This is a genomic window from Pseudomonas sp. SWRI179 (genome assembly GCF_014268705.1).
Classification (GTDB): domain Bacteria; phylum Pseudomonadota; class Gammaproteobacteria; order Pseudomonadales; family Pseudomonadaceae; genus Aquipseudomonas; species Aquipseudomonas zanjanensis.
On sequence record NZ_JABWRA010000023.1, the window covers coordinates 69,548 to 91,596 of the forward strand.

The following is a 22,049-nucleotide window of genomic DNA, read 5'->3' on the forward strand; positions in this document are numbered from 1 at the left end:
AATATCATATTATGGTATTCCAAACTTTCTGCAAGGGTTTTGCTGTACCGGCTATCTGTCTGCCTAGGTTTTTCGTGATCTTTTGTGGGATTTTGTTCAGCCTCGGGTTATCCCTCGAAGGGGATACTTTCCACCACTTCCAAGTCATAGCCGGTCAACCCCGCATACTTGAGCGGTGGTCCCAGGTGCCGCAATTTACCGACGCCCAGATCCTGGAGAATTTGCGCGCCGGTGCCCACTTCAGAATAGATGCGCGATTGCGACCGACTGAACTGTCGTGGTGGCTGGGTCAGTTGCGGTACGCGCTCGAGCAGCGCCTGGGACGACTCGTGATTGGCCAGCACGACCACCACGCCGCAACCTTCCTCCGCCACCCGCTGCAGGGCCGCCCACAACGTCCAATTGGACGGGCCGTTGTATTCGGCACCCACCAGGTCCCGCAGTGGATCGATCACATGCACCCGCACCAGGGCCGGTTCTTCCCGACGGATATCGCCCATGACCATCGCCATGTGCACGCCGCCTTCGATGCGGTCTTCGAAGGTGAACAAGCGGAAGGTGCCATGCACCGTCGGCAGTTCCCGTTCACCGATGCGCACCACCGTGTGCTCGGTGCTCAGGCGGTAGTGGATCAGGTCGGCGATGGTGCCGATCTTGATGTCGTGCTTGCGAGCGAAAATCTCCAGGTCCGGGCGGCGGGCCATGGTGCCGTCATCATTCATCACCTCGACGATCACCGAGGCCGGGGTGAAACCCGCAAGACGCGCCAGGTCGCAACCGGCTTCGGTGTGCCCGGCCCGGGTGAGCACGCCGCCTTCCTTGGCCCGCAGCGGGAAGATATGCCCCGGCTGCACAATGTCGTTGGGCCCCGCATCGACGGCCACGGCGGCGGCGACGGTGCGCGCCCGGTCGGCAGCGGAAATGCCAGTGGTCACGCCGCTGGCAGCCTCGATGGACACCGTAAACGCGGTGCTGAACACACTGCCGTTGCTCGGTACCATTTGCTCAAGTCCCAGGCGCTGGCAGTGCTCATCGGTCAACGTCAGGCAGATCAGCCCCCGGGCTTCGCGCGCCATGAAGCTGATGGCCTGGGCATTGCAACAGTCGGCGGCCAGGAGCAGGTCACCTTCGTTTTCCCGATCTTCGTCATCCACCAGCAACACCATCTTGCCCAGGCGGTAGTCTTCGATGATTTCCTGAATGTTGTTAAAGGCCATGTCGGGCTCTCTTTGTTTTGAGGGGCTTGCTGGAACGATGTTGTGGTATACCATAATACAAAACAAACCGAGAGGTCACTATGAAGGCGTACTGGATTGCTCATGTGGATGTCACCGACCCCGATCAATACAGCCAATACACCCAACGGGCGCCGGCGGCGTTCGCCTTGTATGGCGGTCGGATGTTGGCCCGGGGCGGGCGCAGCGAAGCGATGGAGGGCAGGGCCAGGCCGCAGCGCAGTGTGGTGATCGAGTTCGATTCCTACGAACAGGCGCTGGCCTGCTATCACTCGGCGCAGTATCAGGAAGCCAAGACGCACCGTGAAGGCGTGGCCCGGGCCGAGGTGATCATTGTCGAGGGTGTGATTCCACTGTAGGAGCTGTCGAGTGCAACGAGGCTGCGATCTTGTCCCAGACAGTTGAGTCTCAAGCGAAAGACCAAGATCAAGATCAAAAGATCGCAGGCTTCGCCAGCTCCTACAGGAGCGTCAGCGGATGAAATGAATCTTGCCGCTGTCGTCGTTGCCCATGTAGATGCCATAGACCCCGGCCTGGCGTTCCTCGATATAACGTTCGAGGATCTGCCGGATGGCCGGGTAATAGATGCTGTCCCAGGGAATGTCTTCAGGGGCGAAGAACTGGCAGGCGAGGGTTTCCGGGCCGAACTGGCCGGTGATCTCCAGCGCGATGGCGCGGAAGATGATGTACACCTCGCTGATCTTCGGCACGCTGAAGATCGAGTAGGGCGAGACGATTTCAGCGTGTACGCCGGTTTCTTCCCAGACTTCCCGCAGCGCGGCCTGTTCAGTGGTCTCGTTGCCTTCCATGAAGCCGGCCGGCAGCGTCCAGGTGCCCGGGCGCGGCGGGATGGCGCGCTGGCACAGCAGGTACTTGCCGTCCTGCTCGATGATGCAGCCGGCAATGATCTTCGGGTTGACGTAGTGGATGTAGCCGCAACCACCACACATCAGTCGCTCATGGGTATCGCCCGCTGGCAGGCGGTGATCGAGGTCACTGCCGCCGCACTTTGGACAAAAGCTCGGGCTGAACATGGCTAGCGACCTATGCGCGGTTCTTTGAGGGCGATGGGCGGGATGATTTCGGGGATTTCACCGGTCTCTTCCTGTTGGCGCTTGAGGTAATCCAGGGCGACCTTGGCAGCGGCGCGTACGTGGTCGACGCAGGCCTGGTGGGCGGCCAGGGGGTCGCCGCTCTTGATCGCCTCGACCATGCGTTCCATTTCCTGGTTGCTGCTGCCGCGACGGTTTTCCTGGGACACCGAGGTCGCCCGCAGATAGCTGATGCGCGCCTGCAACTGGCGCAACTGGGTGGCGGCCACGTGGTTGCCGGAGCCTTCGAGCAACACGTCGTAGAAGCCTTGCACCGAATCGATGACCTGTTGCAGCTCACCTTCCTTGAGGGCCTTGCGGTTTTCCTCGAGGGCTTTCTCCAGGGCCTTGATGTCCTTGGCCTTGGCGCGCAGGGTGAACAGTTGGACGATCAGGCCTTCGAGCACGCAACGCAGTTCATAGATGTCCACGGCATCGGCCAACGTGATGATGGCGACCCGTGGGCCCTTGGCATCGGCAAACTCCACCAGACCTTCGGATTCCAGGTGGCGCAAGGCTTCACGCACCGACGTGCGGCTCACGCCCAGGCGATCGCACAGATCCCGTTCGACCAGGCGATCGCCCGGCAGGAGCTGGAAGTTCATGATGGCGCTTCGCAATTTATCCAGCACGATCTCGCGCAGGGTAACGGGGTTGCGATTGACCTTGAAGCTGTCGTCGAGTGGCAGGCGTTTCATGGGGTCCGCTCTGTAATATGGCTGTCCATGCCAAACGGGCAACATCCGTGCACGTTCAGATCAAACAGCCGAGGGTTGACTGGAGGCCTCGGCATCGGCTTCGGCGAAGGCTTCACGGGCAAGCCGGAAACTGTCCACGGCAGCGGGAACGCCGCAATAGATACCGACCTGAAGCAGAATTTCGCGTATTTGCTCACGACTCAAGCCGTTACGCAAGGCGCCACGCACATGCAGCTTGAGTTCGTGTGGGCGATTGAGGGCGGAGATCATCGCCAGGTTGATCATGCTGCGCTCCTTGAGCGATAAACCCTCGCGACCCCAGACATGACCCCAGCAATACTCGGTGACCATTTCCTGCAGCGGCCGGGTGAAATCATCGGCGTTCTCGATGGAACGGTTGACGTAGTCCTGGCCCAGCACCTGGGTGCGGATCTTCAGGCCTTGTTCGTATTTGTCATTGCTCATGCGGGCTCCCTGAAAAAAGTGCTGAACCTGTGGGAGCGAGCCTGCTCGCGATAGCGGTGTGTCAGGCAGATCAATTTCGACTGTCGCACCGCTATCGCGAGCAGGCTCGCTCCCACAAGGGGGATGTGTATGGTCATCAGGCCAGCGCGGGCAGTGGCCCCAGCTTGCCCTTGTGGTAGATCATCGGCGTCACCGGCTGCGCGGGCAGGATCAGGTTCTTCACCGCGCCGACGATGATCGCGTGGTCGCCGCCATCGTATTCGCGCCACAGCTCGCATTCGATGATGGCCGTGGCTTTGCCCAGCAACGGATTGCCCAGCTCGCTCAGGTGCCAATCGATGCCCTTGGCCTTGTCCTTGCCTTTACCGGCAAAGGCGTAGGCTTCGGCGGTCTGGTCGGCGGACAGCAGGTGGATCGCGAACTGCTTGCTGTCGCGCAGCACCGGGTAGGTGTCAGACGCATAGTTGGGGCAGAACAACACCAGCGCTGGGTCGATCGACAGCGCGCTGAACGCGCTGGCGGTGATGCCGACGATATTGCCCTCAGGGTCCAGGGTGGTGACCACCGTGACGCCGGACGGGAAGGAGCTCATGACTTCTTTGTAAATGCCGGGTTCGATCATTTCTCAGGACTCCTAGCGCATCACGAACGGATCAGGCATGGGCGCCTGGGACAGGTTGATCCACACCGTTTTCAGTTCGGTATAGGCCAGCACCGAATCGATGCCGCTCTCGCGTCCATAGCCGCTGTTCTTGAAACCACCGATGGGCGCCATGGCCGACACCGCACGGTAAGTGTTGACCCAGATGATCCCGGAACGCACATCCCGGGCCAGGCGATGGGCGCGGCCCAGGTCGCGGGTCCAGATGCCGGCCGCGAGGCCGAACTGCGAGTCATTGGCAATCGCCAGGGCCTCGGCTTCGTCCTTGAAACGAATCACCGAGGCCACCGGGCCGAAGACTTCTTCCTGCATGATCTTCATCGAGTTGCGGTCGCATTCGAACAGCGTCGGCTCATAGAACCAACCGTCGCCCAGGTTCGGCGGACGCTTGCCGCCCAAGCGCAGGCGCGCACCTTCGGCAATCGCGTCGGCCACCAGGCCCTCGACTACGGCCAGTTGCTGCGCGGTGGCCATGGGGCCCATTTCACTGGCGTCTTCCTGAGGATTGCCGATGCGGATGCGCTGGGCGCGCTGGACCAGCCGCGAGACGAACTCATCGTAGATCTCGTCCTGCACCAGCAACCGTGAGCCAGAGACGCAGCTTTGACCGGATGCCGCATAAACCCCGGCGATTGCCCCGTTGATTGCACTGTCCAGGTCGGCGTCGGCGAAAATGATATTCGGTGATTTGCCGCCCAGCTCCAGGGAAAGCTTGGCGAAGTTCTCGGCGCTGCTGCGCACCACATGGCGGGCCGTGGCCGCGCCGCCGGTGAAGGCGATCTTGCGCACCAGCGGATGGCGGGTGAGGGCGGCGCCGGTGCTCGGGCCGTAGCCGGTGATGACGTTGACCACGCCCGGCGGGATCCCGGCTTCCAGGGCCAGGCGAGCCAGCTCAAGAATGGTTGCCGAGGCGTGCTCGGACGGTTTGATCACAATGGTATTGCCTGCCGCGAGGGCCGGCGCCAGTTTGATTGCGGTGAGGTACAGCGGGCTGTTCCAGGGAATGATCGCCGCCACCACGCCCATGGCTTCGTGCACCGTATAGGCAAACATGTCCGGCTTATCGAGGGGCAGGGTGCCGCCTTCGAGCTTGTCGGCCAGGCCTGCGGTGTAGTGGAAGAACTCCGGCAGATAGCCGACCTGGCCGCGGGTTTCGCGAATCAGTTTGCCGTTGTCGCGGCTTTCCAACTGGGCCAATTGTTCTTTGTTTTCGGCGATCAGGTCACCGAGACGACGCAGCAATTTGCCACGGGCGGTGGCGGTCAGCCCGCGCCAGGCCGGGCTGTCGAAAGCGCTTTGTGCTGCCTGGACGGCTCGGTCCACATCGGCTTCGCCGGCGTCAGGCAACTCGGCCCAGGGTTGGGCCAGGGCCGGGTTCAGGCTTTCGAAGGTTTTGCCGGACAAGGCATCGACCCATTCACCGCCGATGCACATCGAAAAACGTGCGAGTGTCATGCAACGATCCCCTTTATTTGGTTTTGTCGGGCGCTTGCCGTGTCGAGGAACTCCAGCAACAACTGGTTGACCAGGCGCGGTGACTCTACCGGCATCATATGCCGCTGTTCGGCGAGCACCGCAACACTGGCGCCGGGAATGCGCTCGGCCAGCTGCCGGGCCATTTCCGGCGTCGAGCCGGGGTCCAGTTCACCGGTGGCGATCAGCGTTGGAACCTGGATATTGCCCAGGTCATCGGCGCGGTACATGTCCTGGGTGGCGAACAGCTCATAGGTGGTCAGGTAACCCTGCGGGTCATTCCCTGCCAGGGTCTGGCGCAGCGCGGCGATCTGCGCCGGGTTGGCGGCCTGGTATTCACGGCTGAACCAGCGCGACAGCGCCGCCTCGGCATTGGCGTCCGGCCCATGCTCGGCGGCCTGGGCGGTGCGGGCGATGACGCCGGCGCGCTGTTCGGCGCTGCGGTTGAACACGCTGTTGAGTACCACCAGGCCTTGCAGGCGCTGCGGGTAATGCAAGGCAAACGCCCGGGCCACCAAGCCACCCATGGAAAAACCGATCACCGTCGCCTGGGGCAGTTGCAAGTGATCGAGCAGCTCCAGCAACTGGTCGGCGTAGCCCAGCAACGCGGTACCGCTGGGGGGGCGCGGGCTGGCGCCATGGCCGAGCATGTCGTAGGCAATCACTTGGTATTGCGTGGCCAGGCCAACGACTTGGCCGCCCCACATTTCTTTGTTCAGGCCCACGCCATGGATCAAGACCACGGGTTGGCCTTGGCCGGTGGCCAGGTAGCTGGTGCCGGCCGGGGTGAGTTCAGCGGTGAGCCGAATCATGGAGCGCTCCTGCATGGGTTTTTATTGTGGTTGCCCAAGCTGGATCACTGCGCATTCTCGGCGGCCAGTTCTTCCAGGTCGATGTAGCGGTTACCGATGCGCGGGTGCAGGCGGCCGCCATCGGCGCAGCCCAGCACCACGACGATTTCGTCGGCGCGCGGGGCGTCTTCAATCTGCATTTCCAAGGTGATGTAGTGCGAGCGCAGGCCTTCGTCGTCCTTGTGCATCATCGGGATCTGGATCGAGGTGCCAGGGCCGCCGCGCTTGTTGGTGAAGCTCAGGTAGCTCTTGGCCTTGACCGCTTCGCGGTAGTGGTTGCCGAAGCGCAGGGTGTGAATCACGGCGGAGGCGTGCTCGATTTCGCCGTCGGCACCGACCACCGCGGCCTTGCCATACGCTTCGATTTTCTCGGCGCCGCCGATGATACCCACCAGGCGCTCGACCATCAGTGCACCGAGATCGGAGCAGTTGGCGCGGATCTCCGGTTTCAGGTCTTCGACGAAACCGCGGCCCAGCCAAGGATTCTTCATGACGACCGCCAGCCCGACCATGGTCACCGGTTTGTCGGTGGCTTTGCCGCCTTCGATGAATGTCTCTTCGACATAGCTGACGATCTTGCGAATTTCGAAACTCATGGGCTGCTCCGTCATTGGGTGAACAAGTGTGTGCGTATGATGGTATACCATAATACTGAGTGCGCAAATCCCTACAACAGGTTTGTGTTCGGGAGGCGACCGAAGGCAGCTCGCCCGCGACCCCGAAAGAATTGGTCTACGCTTTGTGCGCGGACACTCGAATGTTTTTGGATAGCCCTGCAACGTGTCCGGGGGAGGAAGGATGCCCTTCGAAATCGCCGATGTTTCAATTACCGTCTGGTCATTGTTGAGCCCAACCTACGTGACGCTCAAACCCCACGAAGCCCTCATCAAGCGTTTCCTGGGTAACGACCTGAAGGTTCGCTTTCTGACAACCCAGGCGGCCGTCCAGGCGCTGGCCCAGCCCGATCAAGCCTTTCCCCTCGAGTGGCGGGTGGGGGCTACTCCACCGGCCCAGGCCAATCAAAGCATCAACCAGTGTCTGGAGGCCCTGGCGCTTTATTTACGGGGCCAGGACAAACGCAAATACCACGACATGCTGGACGAGGCGAATACCAAGGGTGACTCGCTGTTCACCGATGCGCGGAACAACACACCGGCGCAATTCGTCGCCCAGAAGTGCACCTATTACTACCAGGGCGCGTACATGTCGGGTGATCAGTTCGCTGTCGGCGCGGCGTTGCGCCATGACCTCACCTCACAGCTGATCCTGTTCTACGCGGCCGCTGACGAGACGGCGGCCAAGCGGTTGGTCAAGTTCTATGGCACTTCCTGTGGGGTAAAGGCCGCTCGGTTGCTGCCGGTGTTGGTCACCGATGCCAAGGCTGCCTGCGAAACCTGTCGCCTGGTGGTCGACGCCAGGATCAATAAAAGTGCACTGCCGCCCTTCACCGATGCGGCACTGGCATTCCTGGCCGGCGTCGCCAAGGGTGCAAAACTGTGCCCGGTGGGTGGCGCCACCACCGATGTGGCTGCGTCAGTGCTCAATGGCGACGGCAAGGGCAGCATCGCCCAGTGGGACAATGTCGATCCCAATGCCAATCGCTACTGGGCGTATCGCCTCGACAAGTTCCTGGGGCTCAAAGGGGTGGTCAAGGGCCAGAGCTACGTCATTGTCTGGACCCGCTTCAGCGGCAAGGACGGGGGTGCCCATCCGGAGCTGGACGACAGTTGGACGGGGTTGGGGCAGGTGTGTCACCAGTTGTTGAAAAAAGGGCGGAACGTCATCGTGGTCGGACGCCCGAGGACCAACCGGGACCTCAACGCGAAGCTGACGACCCACCTGAGTACACTCGACCAGGATGCGGGGGCGGTGTCCCGGGACAATCTTCAGGTCTGGGGTGAGTATTGGAAGCTGGACAACGGCAACCCCAACCAGAAGATCATCGGGCCCAACCGTGCTGCCGAATATGCCATTTTCCTGCGCATGAAAAGTGCCGAATGGAACTGCAAATTGGTGCACCTGGGCATGCGCAGCGGTGCGATGGATGCCGCGGCCTTGCTGGGGATGCGCACTCGATTCATCGAAGACGCCGGCAACCAGCAGATCGCGCGAACGACCAAATGGACCGGGGCGACCAATACCAACCGTCTCTACCAGCGTATCCCGGTGGCCGAATTGCCTACCTGGAGCGCGCGAGGCCATGAGGAAAACCTGGCGGTCAAGCGAGGTTACCTGCCCACTGATCTGGCGATGATCGTCGCCAGCGTCGAGGCTGCGTTTACTTGAGGTGAACGGCCGTGCTGCTTCAAGGTGGGGCGAGGGGTATGAATCCGTGCATTTTCCTGCAACGTTGCAGTGCGCTCAGGTTTTCGTCGTCTGGAGATGAGCGCGGTTAGCCATGGATGAATGAGTAAAAACTTCCCCCCTTGTGGGGCACGGCTGTCCCATTCCACCCGCTCAAGAGCCGTTCAAGCCGCGTTCGAGAGAAAGGGCGCCAGCATTTATGGTCATTGATGTCGCCAGATCGAAAAATAATTTCGCCTTTTAGTGGTTTTGCAATACTTTTTCTATCCAGAGCCTGACGCCGTGACGCTTAGGCACACCCTTTGCTAAGCATTGAAAAGCCGGCCTCCCAGGCCAGGACACACCATCCATGAAGAAACAGAGGGGAATCCCAGGACCGCACTCGATAAAGCAGGGCTCAAAGCAAGGCAAGGCCGAACCGTCGGAATGACGAAGTGATAAGAAATGCCGTGTAGAACGCGGCAGGGAGTTGGCTATGCCCCACGCTTTTTTTAATGAAATGTATGACGCCCAGGGTGACTGCCGCCCGCACTACCAAGCCTTCTCGCGCTGGCTGGCGGACACGCCGCTGGAGCTGTTGGAGCAACGCCGCCGCGAAGCCGACCTGCTGTTCCATCGCGCCGGTATCACTTTCACCCTCTATGGCGACGAGCAGGGCACTGAACGGTTGATTCCGTTCGACATCATCCCGCGCAGCATCAAGGCCAGTGAATGGCAAATGGTCGAGCGTGGCTGCATCCAGCGGGTCCAGGCCCTGAACATGTTCCTGGCCGACATCTACCATGGTCAACACATCCTCAAGGAAGGCATCATTCCGGCCGAGCAAGTGCTCGCCAACGAGGGTTACCAGATCGCGATGCAGGGCCTGGACCTGCATCGGGGCATCTATGCCCATATCGCCGGTGTCGACCTGGTTCGCGACGGTGACGGCAGCTACTACGTGCTGGAAGACAACCTGCGCACGCCCAGCGGCGTGAGCTACATGCTCGAGGACCGCAAGATGATGATGCGCCTGTTCCCCGAGCTTTTCGCCGCCCAGCGCGTGGCCCCCATCGATCATTACCCGAACCTGCTGCTCGATACCCTCAAGACCTCGAGCCCACTGGAAAACCCTACCGCCGTGGTGTTGACCCCGGGACGCTTCAACAGCGCCTATTTCGAGCACGCGTTCCTGGCCCGTGAAATGGGCGTGGAGCTGGTGGAGGGGGCCGACCTGTTCGTGCGCGACGACCACGTGTACATGCGCACCACCGCTGGCCCCCGGCAGGTGGATGTGATTTATCGTCGCCTCGACGATGCCTACCTCGACCCGCTGTCGTTTAACCCCGATTCGATGCTGGGCGTGCCCGGGCTGATCGCCGTGTACCGTGCCGGCAACGTGGTACTGGCGAATGCGGTCGGCACGGGCGTGGCCGATGACAAGTCGATCTACCCCTACGTCGACGAAATGATCCGTTTCTACCTCACCGAAGAGCCGATCCTGAAGAACGTGCCCACCTGGCAATGCCGCAAGCCTCAGGACCTGTCCCATGTGCTGGCCAACCTGCCGGATCTGGTGGTCAAGGAAACCCAGGGCTCCGGCGGCTACGGCATGCTGGTCGGGCCGGCCGCCACTGCCGCGGAAATCGAGGATTTCCGCGCGCGTCTCAAGGCCCGTCCCGAAGCCTACATCGCCCAGCCGACCTTGAGCCTGTCCACGTGTCCGACCTTTGTCGAGAGCGGCATTGCGCCGCGCCACATCGACTTGCGTCCGTTCGTGCTGTCGGGCAAGGAAACGCGCCTGGTGCCCGGCGGGCTGACCCGTGTGGCGCTGCGCGAGGGCTCGCTGGTGGTGAACTCGTCCCAGGGCGGCGGCACCAAAGACACTTGGGTAGTGGAGGACTAAGACATGCTTTCAAGAACTGCTTCGGACCTCTATTGGATGTCCCGCTACCTGGAGCGCGCCGAGAACCTGGCGCGCATGCTCGAAGTCAGCTATTCGCTGTCGCTGATGCCCCAGGCCGGGCGCAGCGATGGCCATGCCGAGCTGGCGATGTCGCTGCTGGCGGCCGGTACGCTGGACGACTACAACGCCCGTTATGACGCGCTCAACACCGAGCGCATGCTGCATTTCTTTGCCCTGGATGAAACCAACCCCGGCAGTATCTACAGCTGCCTGCGCGCCGCGCGGACCAATGCCCATGCGGTACGCGGGCGCATCACTGCCGATATGTGGGAGAACATCAACGCCACATGGCTGGAAATGCGCAACATCGCCAGCAATGGCCTGGGGCGCTACGGCATCAGCCATTTCTGCGAGTGGGTCAAGGAGCGTTCGCACCTGTTCCGGGGCGCGACGTCGGGCACCATCATGCGCAACGATGCCTACTGCTTCATTCGCCTGGGGACCTTTATCGAACGGGCCGACAACACCCTGCGCCTGCTGGATGCTCGCTACGAGATGTTCGGCGAGGAGTCGGAGGAGGTCAGTGACAACTCGGCCCGTGGTTATTACCAGTGGAGTGCCTTGCTGAGGGCGTTGTCTTCGTTCGAGGCGTTCAACGAGATCTATCGCAACGCGCCCAATGCCGAGCAGGTGTCCGAGATGCTGCTGTTGCGGGCCGACGTCCCGCGTTCGCTGCATGCCTGTATCGAGGAACTGGACCATATCCTCGCCAGTTTGCCGGGCAACAACGGCCGGCCAGCGCAACGCCTGGCCGCCGAGCTGAATGCGCGACTGCGTTATTCCGGAATCGACGAGATCCTGGCCTCGGGCCTGCATCAATGGCTGACGGACCTGATCGGACAAATTCGCCACTTGGGCCAGACAGTCCATGAGTCTTACCTGGAGGTCGTATGAAACTGTCCATACGCCACGACACCACCTACAGCTACGCCGATGAAGTCTGCACCAGCATCCAGTTCCTGCGCCTGACGCCTCGGGACACCCAGCGCCAGCGCATCCTGGAGTGGCACTTGGAGCTGCCGCGACTGGTGCGCAGCCAGCTTGATCCTTACGGCAACATCCTTCACGTCATGACCATGGACGAACCCCACGGTGCCTTGGTCTTGACGGCTTATGGCGAGGTGGAAATCCATCAGTCGATAGCGATGGAGCCGGACAGCCAGTCGCCGCTACCGTTCTTGCGCACCAGCCGTCTCACCGAGGCGGACGAGACCCTCAGCGCCTTCGCCGTCGAGCAATGCGCAGGGCGACGGGATCGTTCGGCCTTGACCGATCTGATGAACGGCCTGGCCGCGCGGATGCCCTACAGCCCCGGCACGACGGCGGTCAACAGCACCGCCGCCGAGGCGTTTGCCGGTGGAACGGGGGTTTGCCAGGACCACACCCACGCCTTCCTGGCCTGCGCCCGCAGCCTGGGCGTTCCCGCGCGTTATGTATCCGGCTACTTGTGCACCGAAGATGAAAGCCACCTGGCGAGCCACGCCTGGGCGGAAGCCTGGCTCGACGACGGCTGGTACAGCTTCGACGTGACCAACCGCCTGACCCTTCCAGACCGCCACCTGAAACTGGCGGTCGGCCTGGACTACCTCGACGCCTGCCCGGTCCGAGGCATGCGCCGGGGTGGCGGGGCCGAACAGATGCAGGCGCGGGTGCAGGTGAGCTCGATGGTGCAGGTGCAACACCAATAAAGGCACGCCGAAGCTCAAGCCTCATCGCGAGCAAGCTCGCTCCCACACTGGAGTGGGTGGTGAACACAAACCTTGTGACCATCCGAGAACCCGGTGGGAGGGCCATAGGGTTTTGTAGCCTCAACCAAACTGCCTTTGTGGCGAGGGAGCTTGCTCCCGCTGGGCTGCGCAGCAGCCCCAAAACCAAGCACCGCGTGGCGCCAGGCTGATCGCATGCAGCTTATTGGGGCCGCTTCGCAGCCCAGCGGGAGCAAGCTCCCTCGCCACGGGGTTGAGTGCTCGGCATCAGGTCTGGAAACACCCAAGTCCCCTGTGGGAGCCGAGCTTGCTCGCGATGACGGTTGCCCAGCCGACATCACCGCCAACTGACCCATCGCTATCGCGAGCAAGCTCGCTCCCACAAAAAGCTCACTCACTCCAAACCCTCTCAAATGAAGCTTTCATGACAAAAGTTCGGTAGCACATCGCCATTCCCGTCATGCCTGTGTGACGTGTTCGAGGGGACCTTTCAGGTCGTTTGGAGCCGGGGCGCGAAGCCGGGAGTGAGGCGATGGGGACTATGGAACGTTATTCGAAAGTGGGCATGCAGGAGCTTGACCAGCGGCTGTCGAAGATCGTCGAGGCGGCGCGCAAGCAGCCGGTCTCGGTGTATCGCTACGGCGCGCCGTGGGTCTGGATCGTTTCCCAGGATGACTGGCAGGGCGCGCTCAAGGAAGTGTCCAGTTACATTCCGCAAGGCCATTCACTGGTCTTGCTGCGTCCGCAGATCGACGACCTGCTGGACGACCATCGCGATGTGCTGCAGGGCCTCAATGCCCGCGCCCAGATGCTGATCGCACCGCAAACCGCCATGCACATCCTCCTGCTGCAACTGCTCTATTCGGTGCCCAGCGAGCAGCAACTCTACGAACAACTCAATTACAACCTGCTGTTCCGCTGGTTTGTCGGCCTGGACCTGAACCAGAAGGTCTGGAGCTTCAACGTCCTGAGCAAGGACCTCGCCACGCTGCTGGGCGATGCGCAGGCGGTGCGGCTCATCCAGAAAGTCATCGGTGAAGTGTTCTGTGGCGCCTTGCTGCAAATGCCGGAGTTCTCCTTGAACTTCGCGCTGCTGCACACCTGGCTGGCCCGGCACGCCACGACATCGACCGCAAGCAATTGAGCCGTACTTTGAATTCAGGGGGTGGTGTGGAGCATTTCTTCAAATCGCGGCCAGCGCTGTGGGGCTGGCTGCTGTTGGCGGTCGGGGGGCCGTCGGCAATCGCCGCCGAAGGAGGGCAGGAGGCCGAAGCGGCGCCGGCGCGCCTGGTGGACGTGAACGAGTATTTCGTGCGCGGCAACACGGTGCTCGATGCCCGGGCCATCGAGGAAGCGGTGTACCCGTTCCTCGGTCCGCAAAAGGCCTTGAGCGACATCGAGAGCGCCCGGGAAGCCCTGCAGAAAGCCTATCAGGCACGTGGTTATCAATCGGTCTTCGTCGAGTTGCCGGAGCAGCAAGTCGAAGACGGCATCGTCTACCTGCAAGTCAGCGAGACCAAGGTCGGCCGTGTGCGAGTCGTCGGTGCCAAGCACTATTCTCCCGTGGAAATCCGCGAGGACGTGCCGGCACTCAAGGAAGGCGAGGTGCCGGATTTTGCCCAGGTTCAGACCGAACTGGCGCAGTTGAACAAAACCCCGGGACGCCAGGTCATGCCGCTGGTGCGCGAAGGCCAGCGCCCCGGCACCATGGACGTGGATTTGCAGGTCGAAGACCAGAACCCCTGGCAAGCCAGCCTGGGCCTGAACAACGACTACAGCGCCGACACCGAAAAGCTGCGCACTGTCGCGAGCCTGGGCTACAACAACCTCTGGCAACTGGGCCACAGCGTTTCCCTGACGTTCTTCACCGCGCCCCAGGACACCGAAAACGCCAAGGTCTGGTCGGGTTCCTACACCGCGCCGCTGAGCGAACGCTGGAGTGTGCAATTCTCCGGTTACCAATCCGACAGCAACGTGGCCACCGTCGGCGGCAGCAACGTATTGGGCAAAGGCCATTCCTATGGGGTGTCGGCGATCTACAGCGTGCCATCCACGGGGGCATGGGCCAACAGCTTTTCAGTCGGGGTGGATTTCAAGGACTTCGAGGAGGAACTCAACCTCGGCGGCGCCAGCGACAAGGCGCCGCTCAAGTACGCGCCGTTCACCTTCGCCTACAACGGCTTTCGCTACACCGAACACAGCCAGTTGGGCCTCGGCCTGAGCCTGGTGGCGGGTACCCGCAGCCTGCTGGGCTATGGCAGTTCCGACGAAGAGTTCGACTATAAGCGCTATCGCGCCAGCCCCAGCTTCGCCGTGCTCAAGGGCGACGGCAATTACACCTTCACCTTCGGCAACGACTGGCAGACCGCCTCCAAGGCCGCCTTCCAACTGGCCTCCGGGCCGTTGGTTTCCAACGAACAATTTTCCGCCGGTGGCGCCACCTCGGTGCGCGGCTACCTGGCGGCCGAGCGCACCGGCGATGACGGCTACCTGCTGTCCCAGGAGCTGCGCACGCCGTCCCTGGCCAAGTTCCTCGGCAGTTATGTCCAGGAGTGGCGCTTCTATGCCTTCGCCGAAGGCGCGCAGCTGTATCTACGCGACGAGCTGCCCGACCAGGAAGCCGACTACAGCCTCGCCAGCGTCGGCCTCGGCACACGCGCGAGCCTGAGCAAATGGCTGTCCGGCAGCCTCGACTGGGGCTATCCGCTGCTCGACGGGCCGAACACCTCGAAACAGGAATCGCGCCTGCACTTCAACCTGCAAGCGACGTTTTGAACCCAGGAGTCATGTCCATGCAACGCTTATTGTTATCCCTGTTGATCTGCCTGGGGCTGGTGCTTCCGGCGACCGCCAATGCCTGGTGGCAGGACGATTGGCACTATCGCAAACAGATTTCCGTGGACACCACGCCCCAGGGCGCCGCCATCGCCCAGGCCTTGGGCCGCACGGCGTTGCTGGTGCGCCTGCACACCGGCAACTTCACCTTCGACGGCGTCAAGGACGACGGTTCGGACCTGCGCTTCGTCAGCGCCGATGACAAGACCGTGCTCAATCACCAGATCGAAAGCTTCGACCCGCTGATGGGCATGGCACTGATCTGGGTCGACGTGCCGAATGTGGAGGGTGGCCAACGCCAGGACCTGTGGATGTACTACGGCAACCAGAAGGCGCCGGCCACGGGCAGCGGCCAGTTGACTTTCGACCCGGACTACACCGCGCTGTACCACTTCGACGGCGCCACTGGCGTACCGCCCCGGGATACCACGGCCTACGGCAACAACGCCCAGGGTGCGGCTGGCGTCAGCATCGACGGGGTGATCGGGCGTGCCTTGCAGTTCAACGGCCAGCCGTTGCTGTTGCCCGCCAGCCCATCGTTGCAACACAGCGCCGGTGCGGCATTCACCTTCAGCACCTGGCTGCGCCAGGACCAGGCCAGTGGTGAGCAGATCATCCTGGCCCGTCGCGAAGCCGCCACCAGTCTATTGGTGGGTGTCAACCAGGGCGTGCCGTTCGTAGCGATCAACGACCAGCGTGCGGTCTCGACCCAACCACTGAACCCCGGCCAGTGGCAGCACCTGGCGTTGACCGCCTCGGGCGACCGCGTCGTGCTGTACGTCAATGGGCGCGAAACCGCGAGCCTCGCCGTGGCGATGCCGGCATTGAATTCGCCGATGGCCTTGGGCGCTGACGTTTCCGCCGGCACCTTCGCGCCTTTCAGCGGTGCCATGGACGAAGCGCGGCTGTCCAAGGTCGCCCGCCCGGCACCGCTGCTGTTGGCCGACGCCAATGCCCAGGGCGCCGAGTCGAAACTGGTGGCCTACGGCGTCGATGAGGAACAGTCCGGCTTCGGTTTCGGCAGCCTGGGTTTCCTGCTCAACGCGGTGCCGCTGGATGCGTGGGTGATCATCGGCGTACTGGTGCTGATGATGTTCCAGTCGTGGATCATCATGATCCGCAAGAATCGCATGGTCAGCCGCCTCAGCGCCGCCAACGAAGCCTTCCGCGAGCAGTTCGCCCGGATCGGCACACGCCTGGAGATGTTTGCCGACGACCAGGACCTTGCCCAGCGCCTGCAACACTCTTCGCTGTGGCGCTTGTACCTGGTGGCGGTCAAGGAAATCCGCACCCGCCGCGAGCAGGGCGCTGACACCTCGTTAGTGTCGGCGGCCACCATCGAAGCGATCCGCTGCTCCATGGACGGCGTGCGCACCCGGGAGAACCAGGCGCTGAGTTCGAAACTCTCGACCCTGTCCAACGCCATCGCCGGCGGTCCGTACATCGGCCTGCTCGGCACCGTGCTGGGGATCATGGTGGTGTTCCTCGGCACGGCCATGGCCGGTGACGTGAACATCAACGCCATCGCCCCGGGCATGGCTGCGGCCTTGCTCGCCACCGCCATGGGCCTGTTCGTCGCGATCCCGGCGCTGTTTGGCTACAACCGCCTGATCACCCGCAACAAGGAAGTCAGCGCCGACATGCGGGTCTTCGTCGACGAGTTCATCACCCGCCTGGCGGAGATGCACGGCGAAGGGCAGTCCGGTGAAGCGGCGCATCGCCGCGGCCATCACGTCCAATCGTCCGTACCGGCCTGAGGGAATCGCCATGGCTAGCGTAAACGCTTCACACGATGACGACGATGATGCCGCAGTCGACAGCATCAACATCACACCGCTGGTGGATGTGCTCATGGTGGTGCTCGTGATGTTCATCCTCACGGCCACGGCCCAGGTGTCGGGTATCCAGATCAACCTGCCCAAGGCCAGCGCCTCGGTATCGTTGTCCGAAGCCAAGACCAAGGCGATTTCGGTGAACGATGGCGGCCAGGTGTTCCTCGATGCCTATCCGGTGACCCTGGCCGAGCTGGAAGAGCGCCTGCGCATCGAAAAGGCCCAGAGCCCGGACTTCCCGGTAATCGTGCGCGGCGACGCGACGGTGCAGTACCAGAAAGTCATTGAAGTGCTGGACCTGTTGCGACGCCTGGAACTGTCCCAGGTCGGTCTCGTGACCGGCAAACCGAGCCAGGGCTGATCATGACCGCCAGACTTCCCATCGATCCGTCCCCGGTGAAGACCGCGCCGTTGCGCCTGCTCAAGTGGACCGCTGGCCTGCTGTTGGGCGCTGTGGCGGCCTGGTTGCTGTGGCAGTGGGCCAACGACATGAGTGGCGTGCGCCGCGAAGCGCCGAAGGTGCCGACCATTATTCCGTTGCCCCCGCCGCCCCCGCCGCCGCCGGAAAAACCCAAGGAACCGGAGCCCCAGGTCGAGGAGAAGGTGGTCGAGCCCGAACCGACCCCGGAACCCGAAGAGGTCAAGCCGGAGGAGGCGCCGCCTTCACCGGCGGATGACTTGGCCAACCCGATGCAAATGGACGGGGACGCCCAGTCCGGCAACGACGCTTTCAACATCGGCGCGGGTAAGGGAGGGGGCATGTCTGGTACCGGCGGTGGCGGCGGGCTGGGGAATGCCACTTACGGCCAGATGATGGCGGTTGCCTTTCAGCGCCTGCTGCGCGATGACCCAGAGCTTCGCAAGCTGGAGTTCACATTGCAGGCCGATGTCTGGGTCAGTGCCTCGGGTGAAATCACTCGAGTGGAACTGGCGAAGTCCAGCGGAAACCCACAGACCGACGAGAAAGTCATCGCTTCGCTGCGTGCTTCGCGGCACTTGAATGAACGGCCACCGGCCTCCCTGAAAATACCTGTACGCATGACATTTAAAGGAAAGCGTCCGGGCTAATCGAATATCCAGAAAAGTTCGCCAACAGGAGTTGTGTGCAGATGATTTCCAATGTGAATCGATTGTCGTGGGCGATCGGCCTGGTGGTCTTGAGCCTGGCCGGACACGCGGCCGCCGCCCCGGCGCCGTCGGAAAACGCCACGATCAATCTGATCCGCCTGCTGGTGCAGCAGGGCGTGCTGAAGCAGGACCAGGCCGATGGCTTGATCGCCCAGGCCGAACGCGAAGCCGTGCAAGCCCGCCAGGCCGCCACGGCAGTAGCCGCTGCGCCGGCCGGTGCGCCGGGGGATGTGCGGGTGCAATACGTGCCGAACATCGTCCGTGAGCAGATCCGCGACCAGGTCAAGGCTGAAGTCATGGCCACCGCCAAGCAGGAAAACTGGGCTCAGCCCAACACCTTCCCGGATTGGGTCTCGCGCATCAGTTTCGATGGCGACATTCGCCTGCGGGATGAGTCGCGCTATTACTCGGGCACCAACAGCAACGAGATCGTCGACTTCGCCCGACTCAATGACAGAGGGCCTTACGACGTCAATCCCAACAGCAGCTCCAGCCTGCCGCCGTTGCTCAACACCCGCGAAGACCGGGAAAACCTGTTCCGCCTGCGCGCCCGCCTGGGCATGAAGGCGGTGATTGCCCCGCAATGGACGGCGGGCATCCGCATCGGCACCGGCTCGGACAACAACCCGGTGTCCACCACCCAGACCCTGGGCGGCGGCTTTGGCAAAAAAGACATCTGGCTCGACCAGGGCTACCTGAACTGGAAACCGTCGGACGAATTGACCCTGACCGGCGGGCGTTTCGCCAACCCGTTTTTCTCCACCGACCTGCTGTATTCCGGTGACCTGAACTTCGATGGCGTGGCGGCGAATTTCAACCACAAGCTCAATCAGGATTGGGGTGTGTTCGGTACTGTCGGCGCGTTCCCGGTGGAGTACACCAACGACACCAGCACCAGCAATGGCAGCGACAAGGAAGAGAGCGACAACAAGTGGCTGTACGGTGCGCAACTGGGGGCCAACTGGGCCATCAACGACAGCAACCGGATCAAGGGGGCCATGGCCTATTACCGCTTCGACGACATCGAAGGCCAGCGTTCCTCGCCGTGCGAGCCCTGGGCCGGTGATCCAGGCTGCGACAGCGACGGTTCGCGGGTGGCGTTCATGCAGAAGGGCAACACCGTGTTCCTGCTACGCGACATCACGCCCAATCCGCTCAACCCGTCTGCCACGCCGCAGCCGCAATACGTCGGCCTTGCCTCGGAGTTCAACCTGCTGGACCTGAACGTCGCCTGGGACACCGATTTGCCTGAAGACCTCAAGCTGCGCAGCCAGGCCCACTACGTCCACAACCTCGGCTACGACGAAGGCGAGATGCGCAAGCGCTCGGAAGGGCAGTTCGCCAACAACCTGGACGAAAACGGCGAGGTGGAAAGCGGCGCCAACGCCTGGATGCTCCAGTTCACCCTTGGCAACTCCCTGGAACTCAAGCGCGAGGGCGACTGGAACCTGTTCGCCGGCTACAAGTACATCCAGCCGGACGCCTTGCCGGACGGCTTCAACGATTCGTCATTCCATCTGGGGGGCACCAATGCCAAGGGGTATTTCCTGGGCGGCAACTATGGCCTGGCAAGCAACGTCTTTGCCACCGGCCGCTGGTTGAGTTCCGAAGCGGTGTACGGCGCGCCGTACGACATCGATGTCTTGCAGCTTGAAATCAACACGCGCTTCTAAGCGCTGGGAGGCCTCATGAAAAGGCGAGCCAATTATCAATGCCCGGCCGCGTTGCTGATGCTGGGCCTATTGCTCAGCGGCATGGCTCACGGCGAAGGCCTGGAAGAGCGCTTGCGGGCACAATTGCGCAGCACTACCGCGCAGTTGCAAGCCCTGCAGAGCGAGCAGGCCCAGGCCAGCGCTGCCCGCCAGGCTGCAGAGAACCAGGCCAAGGACGCCCAGGCGCAGATCAAGCAATTGACCGCGCAACTGAGCAAGGCCCAGGCCCTCACCGAGCAACTGGCCGGGCACCAGCAAAGCCTGCAAAGCCAGGCCCAGGCCCAGGTGGCGGCCAGCAACGAGCAAGTCGGCAAGTTCAAGAAAGCCTATGAAGAACTGCTGGCCCTGGCCCGTGGCAAAGAGGCCGAGCGCGCCCGCCTGGAGGGGCAATTGATCGAGCGTGACACACAAGTGCAGCAATGTTCGGTCAAGAATCAGCAGATGTACGAAGTCGCCAAGACGCTGCTGCATGCCTACGAAACCATCGATGTGACCGACATCGTGAAGATCCGCCAGCCGTTCGCGGCCAAGGCCCGGGTGCGTTTCGAAGAGCTGGCCCAAGGGTTTGGCGATGATCTCTACAAGAACCGTTTCGATGCGCCCCAGGCCTCGATTACTCACTGAACAGTACAAGGAAGAACCGAACATGACCGCAATGATTGAATACGTCGGCGCAAAATCCCTCACCGAGTTGTTGCAGGCCGCCGGTTATCGGGTCAACGAAACCGAGCAGAACGGCATTGTGCAGCTGCTCAGCGCCAGCCAGGGCATCGGCTTTGCCGTGCGATTCGGCAATCCGGCAGCGACGGCGAGCGAATACCTGGACTTCACCTTCAGCTGTGCCTTGCGGGTGCAGGGCGAATTGCCGGCCGGTCTGGCTGAACGGTGGAACGCGTCGCGGCGCTTTGCCCGGTTGTCGCTGCAGGGCGAATTCCTGGTGATGGAAATGGACGTGGTCGTCGCGGCGGGCGTGAGTGCCGATCATCTGCGCAGCCACTTGGAACTGTGGGACCGCCTGTTACAGGAGTTCATTGTCTTCCTGCGTGAATACAGCCAGAACGCGGCGGGGGTGCAAACCCCGGCCGAGCCCGTCGAGGCGCCGTTGGAGGAGGCCGTCGCATCGTGAAAAAGCCGACCGTCGTCATCAGCGCCGCGGCGCTGGGCCTGATCGCCGTGGCGCTGGTGCTGGGCCTGCGGCCGGGAAGCGATCCGGTCGCCGCGGTGCAGACCGCCAGTGTTGCTTCGGCCGACACGCCGAGTCTGGCCCGCTTGGGCAACCAGCAGGTCAGCCCCGACGAACTCAAGGCTTTGCTGGCTGCGCTGGCCCCCGAGGTTCGCCAGCAAATGCGTGGCAATCGGGCTGCGCTGGAAGGCTGGATCCGTGCGCGCCTGGCGGAAAAAGCCGTGTTGGAACAGGCCGATGCCCAGGGCTGGCGCCAGCGCCCCGAGGTGGAGCGCCAGACCCGAGCGGCGGCTGAGCAGATCGTGTTTCGGGATTACTTGCAGTCGGTTAGCCAGGTGCCGGCCGGTTACCCCAGTGAAGACGAGTTGAAGCAGGCCTACGATGCAGGGAAAGCCAACTGGACGGCGCCGGCGCTGTACCGCGTCAGCCAGATTTTCCTGGCAGCCACCGAACCGCAGACCGTGGAGGCGGTGCGTCGGCAAGCGCTGGAGCTGAGCAAGAAGGCCCAGGCGTCGCCGGCCGAGTTCGGCGCCCTGGCCAGTCGTTTTTCCCAGGACCGCACCAGTGCCGAACGGGGCGGGGACAGTGGTTATCAGCCGTTGCAGCAACTGGTTCCCCCTGTGCGTGAAGCCGTGGCGCGCTTGAAAGTCGGCGCGGTGTCGGACCCGGTGCAGAGCCCGGCGGGCTTCCATGTCATCAAGCTCACCGAACAGCAACCGGCCCGGGAAGCGACCCTGGACGAAGTCCGCGAACGCCTGACCCAAGCCCTGCGCGCCGAACGCCAGGAACAAATCGCCAAGGCATACCTGGATGGCATGCTCGACACGGCAACGTTGAGCATCGATGGCGCGCAGTTGAGCAAGGTGTTGGAGGAGGGGCTCTAGTGAGGTCCATACCTAACTCGTGGCGAGGGAGCTTGCTCCCGCTGGG

Annotated in this window: 22 protein-coding genes; 14 read left to right on the forward strand and 8 right to left on the reverse strand. The window is 62.5% G+C overall.

Going from position 1 to position 22,049, the window contains the following annotated elements:
* Positions 1-107 precede the first annotated feature (107 nt).
* Positions 108-1,217, reverse strand: coding sequence for a bifunctional 3,4-dihydroxy-2-butanone-4-phosphate synthase/GTP cyclohydrolase II (gene ribBA, locus HU767_RS15215; RefSeq protein ID WP_186729867.1), 1,110 nt, complete (start codon positions 1,215-1,217; stop codon positions 108-110).
* Positions 1,218-1,297: 80 nt separating this feature from the next.
* Here ribBA and HU767_RS15220 point away from each other — a divergent pair, with 80 nt between their 5' ends.
* On the forward strand, positions 1,298-1,594 hold the full coding sequence (locus HU767_RS15220) for a DUF1330 domain-containing protein (protein ID WP_186710460.1): 297 nt from the start codon (positions 1,298-1,300) through the stop codon (positions 1,592-1,594).
* Positions 1,595-1,705: 111 nt separating this feature from the next.
* Here HU767_RS15220 and HU767_RS15225 read toward each other — a convergent pair whose 3' ends face one another.
* From HU767_RS15225 to HU767_RS15255, 7 genes are all read right to left on the reverse strand, one after another.
* Positions 1,706-2,269 carry an NUDIX hydrolase gene (locus HU767_RS15225; RefSeq protein WP_186729868.1) on the reverse strand — a complete coding sequence of 188 codons (564 nt, stop codon included), beginning with the start codon at positions 2,267-2,269 and terminating at the stop codon, positions 1,706-1,708.
* Between the two features lie 2 nt (positions 2,270-2,271).
* A complete protein-coding gene (locus tag HU767_RS15230; protein WP_186710459.1) occupies positions 2,272-3,024 on the reverse strand; it encodes a GntR family transcriptional regulator in 753 nt (250 codons plus the stop codon).
* A gap of 60 nt (positions 3,025-3,084) precedes the next feature.
* Positions 3,085-3,489: a carboxymuconolactone decarboxylase family protein gene (locus HU767_RS15235; protein WP_003201685.1), complete on the reverse strand. Its 405-nt coding sequence runs from the start codon at positions 3,487-3,489 to the stop codon at positions 3,085-3,087.
* A 136-nt stretch (positions 3,490-3,625) separates the two neighbouring features.
* Positions 3,626-4,111, reverse strand: coding sequence for a flavin reductase family protein (locus HU767_RS15240; protein WP_186710455.1), 486 nt, complete (start codon positions 4,109-4,111; stop codon positions 3,626-3,628).
* A 12-nt stretch (positions 4,112-4,123) separates the two neighbouring features.
* The gene (locus HU767_RS15245; protein ID WP_186729869.1) at positions 4,124-5,605 is read right to left on the reverse strand and encodes an aldehyde dehydrogenase; all 1,482 of its coding nucleotides are present in this window, start codon (positions 5,603-5,605) and stop codon (positions 4,124-4,126) included.
* Entirely contained in the window at positions 5,602-6,435 is an 834-nt protein-coding gene (locus tag HU767_RS15250) for an alpha/beta fold hydrolase (protein WP_186710451.1), read from the reverse strand. The genes HU767_RS15245 and HU767_RS15250 overlap by 4 nt, the downstream gene beginning before the upstream one ends.
* Before the next feature lie 44 nt (positions 6,436-6,479).
* Positions 6,480-7,070, reverse strand: a complete 591-nt coding sequence (locus HU767_RS15255; protein ID WP_003182108.1) for an amino acid synthesis family protein — start codon at positions 7,068-7,070, stop codon at positions 6,480-6,482.
* Between the two features lie 202 nt (positions 7,071-7,272).
* Here HU767_RS15255 and HU767_RS15260 point away from each other — a divergent pair, with 202 nt between their 5' ends.
* The 13 genes from HU767_RS15260 (at position 7,273) to HU767_RS15320 (ending at position 22,003) form a co-directional block, all read left to right on the forward strand.
* Positions 7,273-8,760, forward strand: coding sequence for a hypothetical protein (locus HU767_RS15260; protein WP_186729870.1), 1,488 nt, complete (start codon positions 7,273-7,275; stop codon positions 8,758-8,760).
* Between the two features lie 493 nt (positions 8,761-9,253).
* The gene (locus HU767_RS15265; RefSeq protein WP_186710447.1) at positions 9,254-10,663 is read left to right on the forward strand and encodes a circularly permuted type 2 ATP-grasp protein; all 1,410 of its coding nucleotides are present in this window, start codon (positions 9,254-9,256) and stop codon (positions 10,661-10,663) included.
* A 3-nt stretch (positions 10,664-10,666) separates the two neighbouring features.
* A complete protein-coding gene (locus HU767_RS15270) occupies positions 10,667-11,617 on the forward strand; it encodes an alpha-E domain-containing protein (protein ID WP_003201699.1) in 951 nt (316 codons plus the stop codon).
* The gene (locus HU767_RS15275) at positions 11,614-12,411 is read left to right on the forward strand and encodes a transglutaminase family protein (protein ID WP_186710444.1); all 798 of its coding nucleotides are present in this window, start codon (positions 11,614-11,616) and stop codon (positions 12,409-12,411) included. Before HU767_RS15270 ends, HU767_RS15275 begins: the two co-directional genes overlap by 4 nt.
* Positions 12,412-12,970: 559 nt before the next feature.
* The gene (locus HU767_RS15280) at positions 12,971-13,573 is read left to right on the forward strand and encodes a transposase (protein ID WP_186729871.1); all 603 of its coding nucleotides are present in this window, start codon (positions 12,971-12,973) and stop codon (positions 13,571-13,573) included.
* 26 nt (positions 13,574-13,599) lie between these two features.
* Positions 13,600-15,204, forward strand: coding sequence for a ShlB/FhaC/HecB family hemolysin secretion/activation protein (locus HU767_RS15285; protein ID WP_186729879.1), 1,605 nt, complete (start codon positions 13,600-13,602; stop codon positions 15,202-15,204).
* Between the two features lie 17 nt (positions 15,205-15,221).
* On the forward strand, positions 15,222-17,021 hold the full coding sequence (locus HU767_RS15290) for a MotA/TolQ/ExbB proton channel family protein (RefSeq protein ID WP_186729872.1): 1,800 nt from the start codon (positions 15,222-15,224) through the stop codon (positions 17,019-17,021).
* Positions 17,022-17,031: 10 nt separating this feature from the next.
* Complete coding sequence (locus HU767_RS15295; RefSeq protein WP_003201710.1) at positions 17,032-17,457, forward strand: biopolymer transporter ExbD; 426 nt, start codon at positions 17,032-17,034, stop codon at positions 17,455-17,457.
* A gap of 2 nt (positions 17,458-17,459) precedes the next feature.
* The gene (locus HU767_RS15300) at positions 17,460-18,164 is read left to right on the forward strand and encodes a TonB family protein (protein WP_186729873.1); all 705 of its coding nucleotides are present in this window, start codon (positions 17,460-17,462) and stop codon (positions 18,162-18,164) included.
* A gap of 41 nt (positions 18,165-18,205) precedes the next feature.
* Positions 18,206-19,897, forward strand: a complete 1,692-nt coding sequence (locus tag HU767_RS15305) for a putative porin (protein ID WP_186729874.1) — start codon at positions 18,206-18,208, stop codon at positions 19,895-19,897.
* 15 nt (positions 19,898-19,912) lie between these two features.
* A complete protein-coding gene (locus HU767_RS15310) occupies positions 19,913-20,560 on the forward strand; it encodes a DNA repair protein (RefSeq protein WP_186705752.1) in 648 nt (215 codons plus the stop codon).
* Between the two features lie 22 nt (positions 20,561-20,582).
* Complete coding sequence (locus HU767_RS15315) at positions 20,583-21,062, forward strand: YbjN domain-containing protein (protein ID WP_186729875.1); 480 nt, start codon at positions 20,583-20,585, stop codon at positions 21,060-21,062.
* A complete protein-coding gene (locus HU767_RS15320; RefSeq protein ID WP_186729876.1) occupies positions 21,059-22,003 on the forward strand; it encodes a peptidylprolyl isomerase in 945 nt (314 codons plus the stop codon). Before HU767_RS15315 ends, HU767_RS15320 begins: the two co-directional genes overlap by 4 nt.
* Positions 22,004-22,049: the final 46 nt, after the last annotated feature.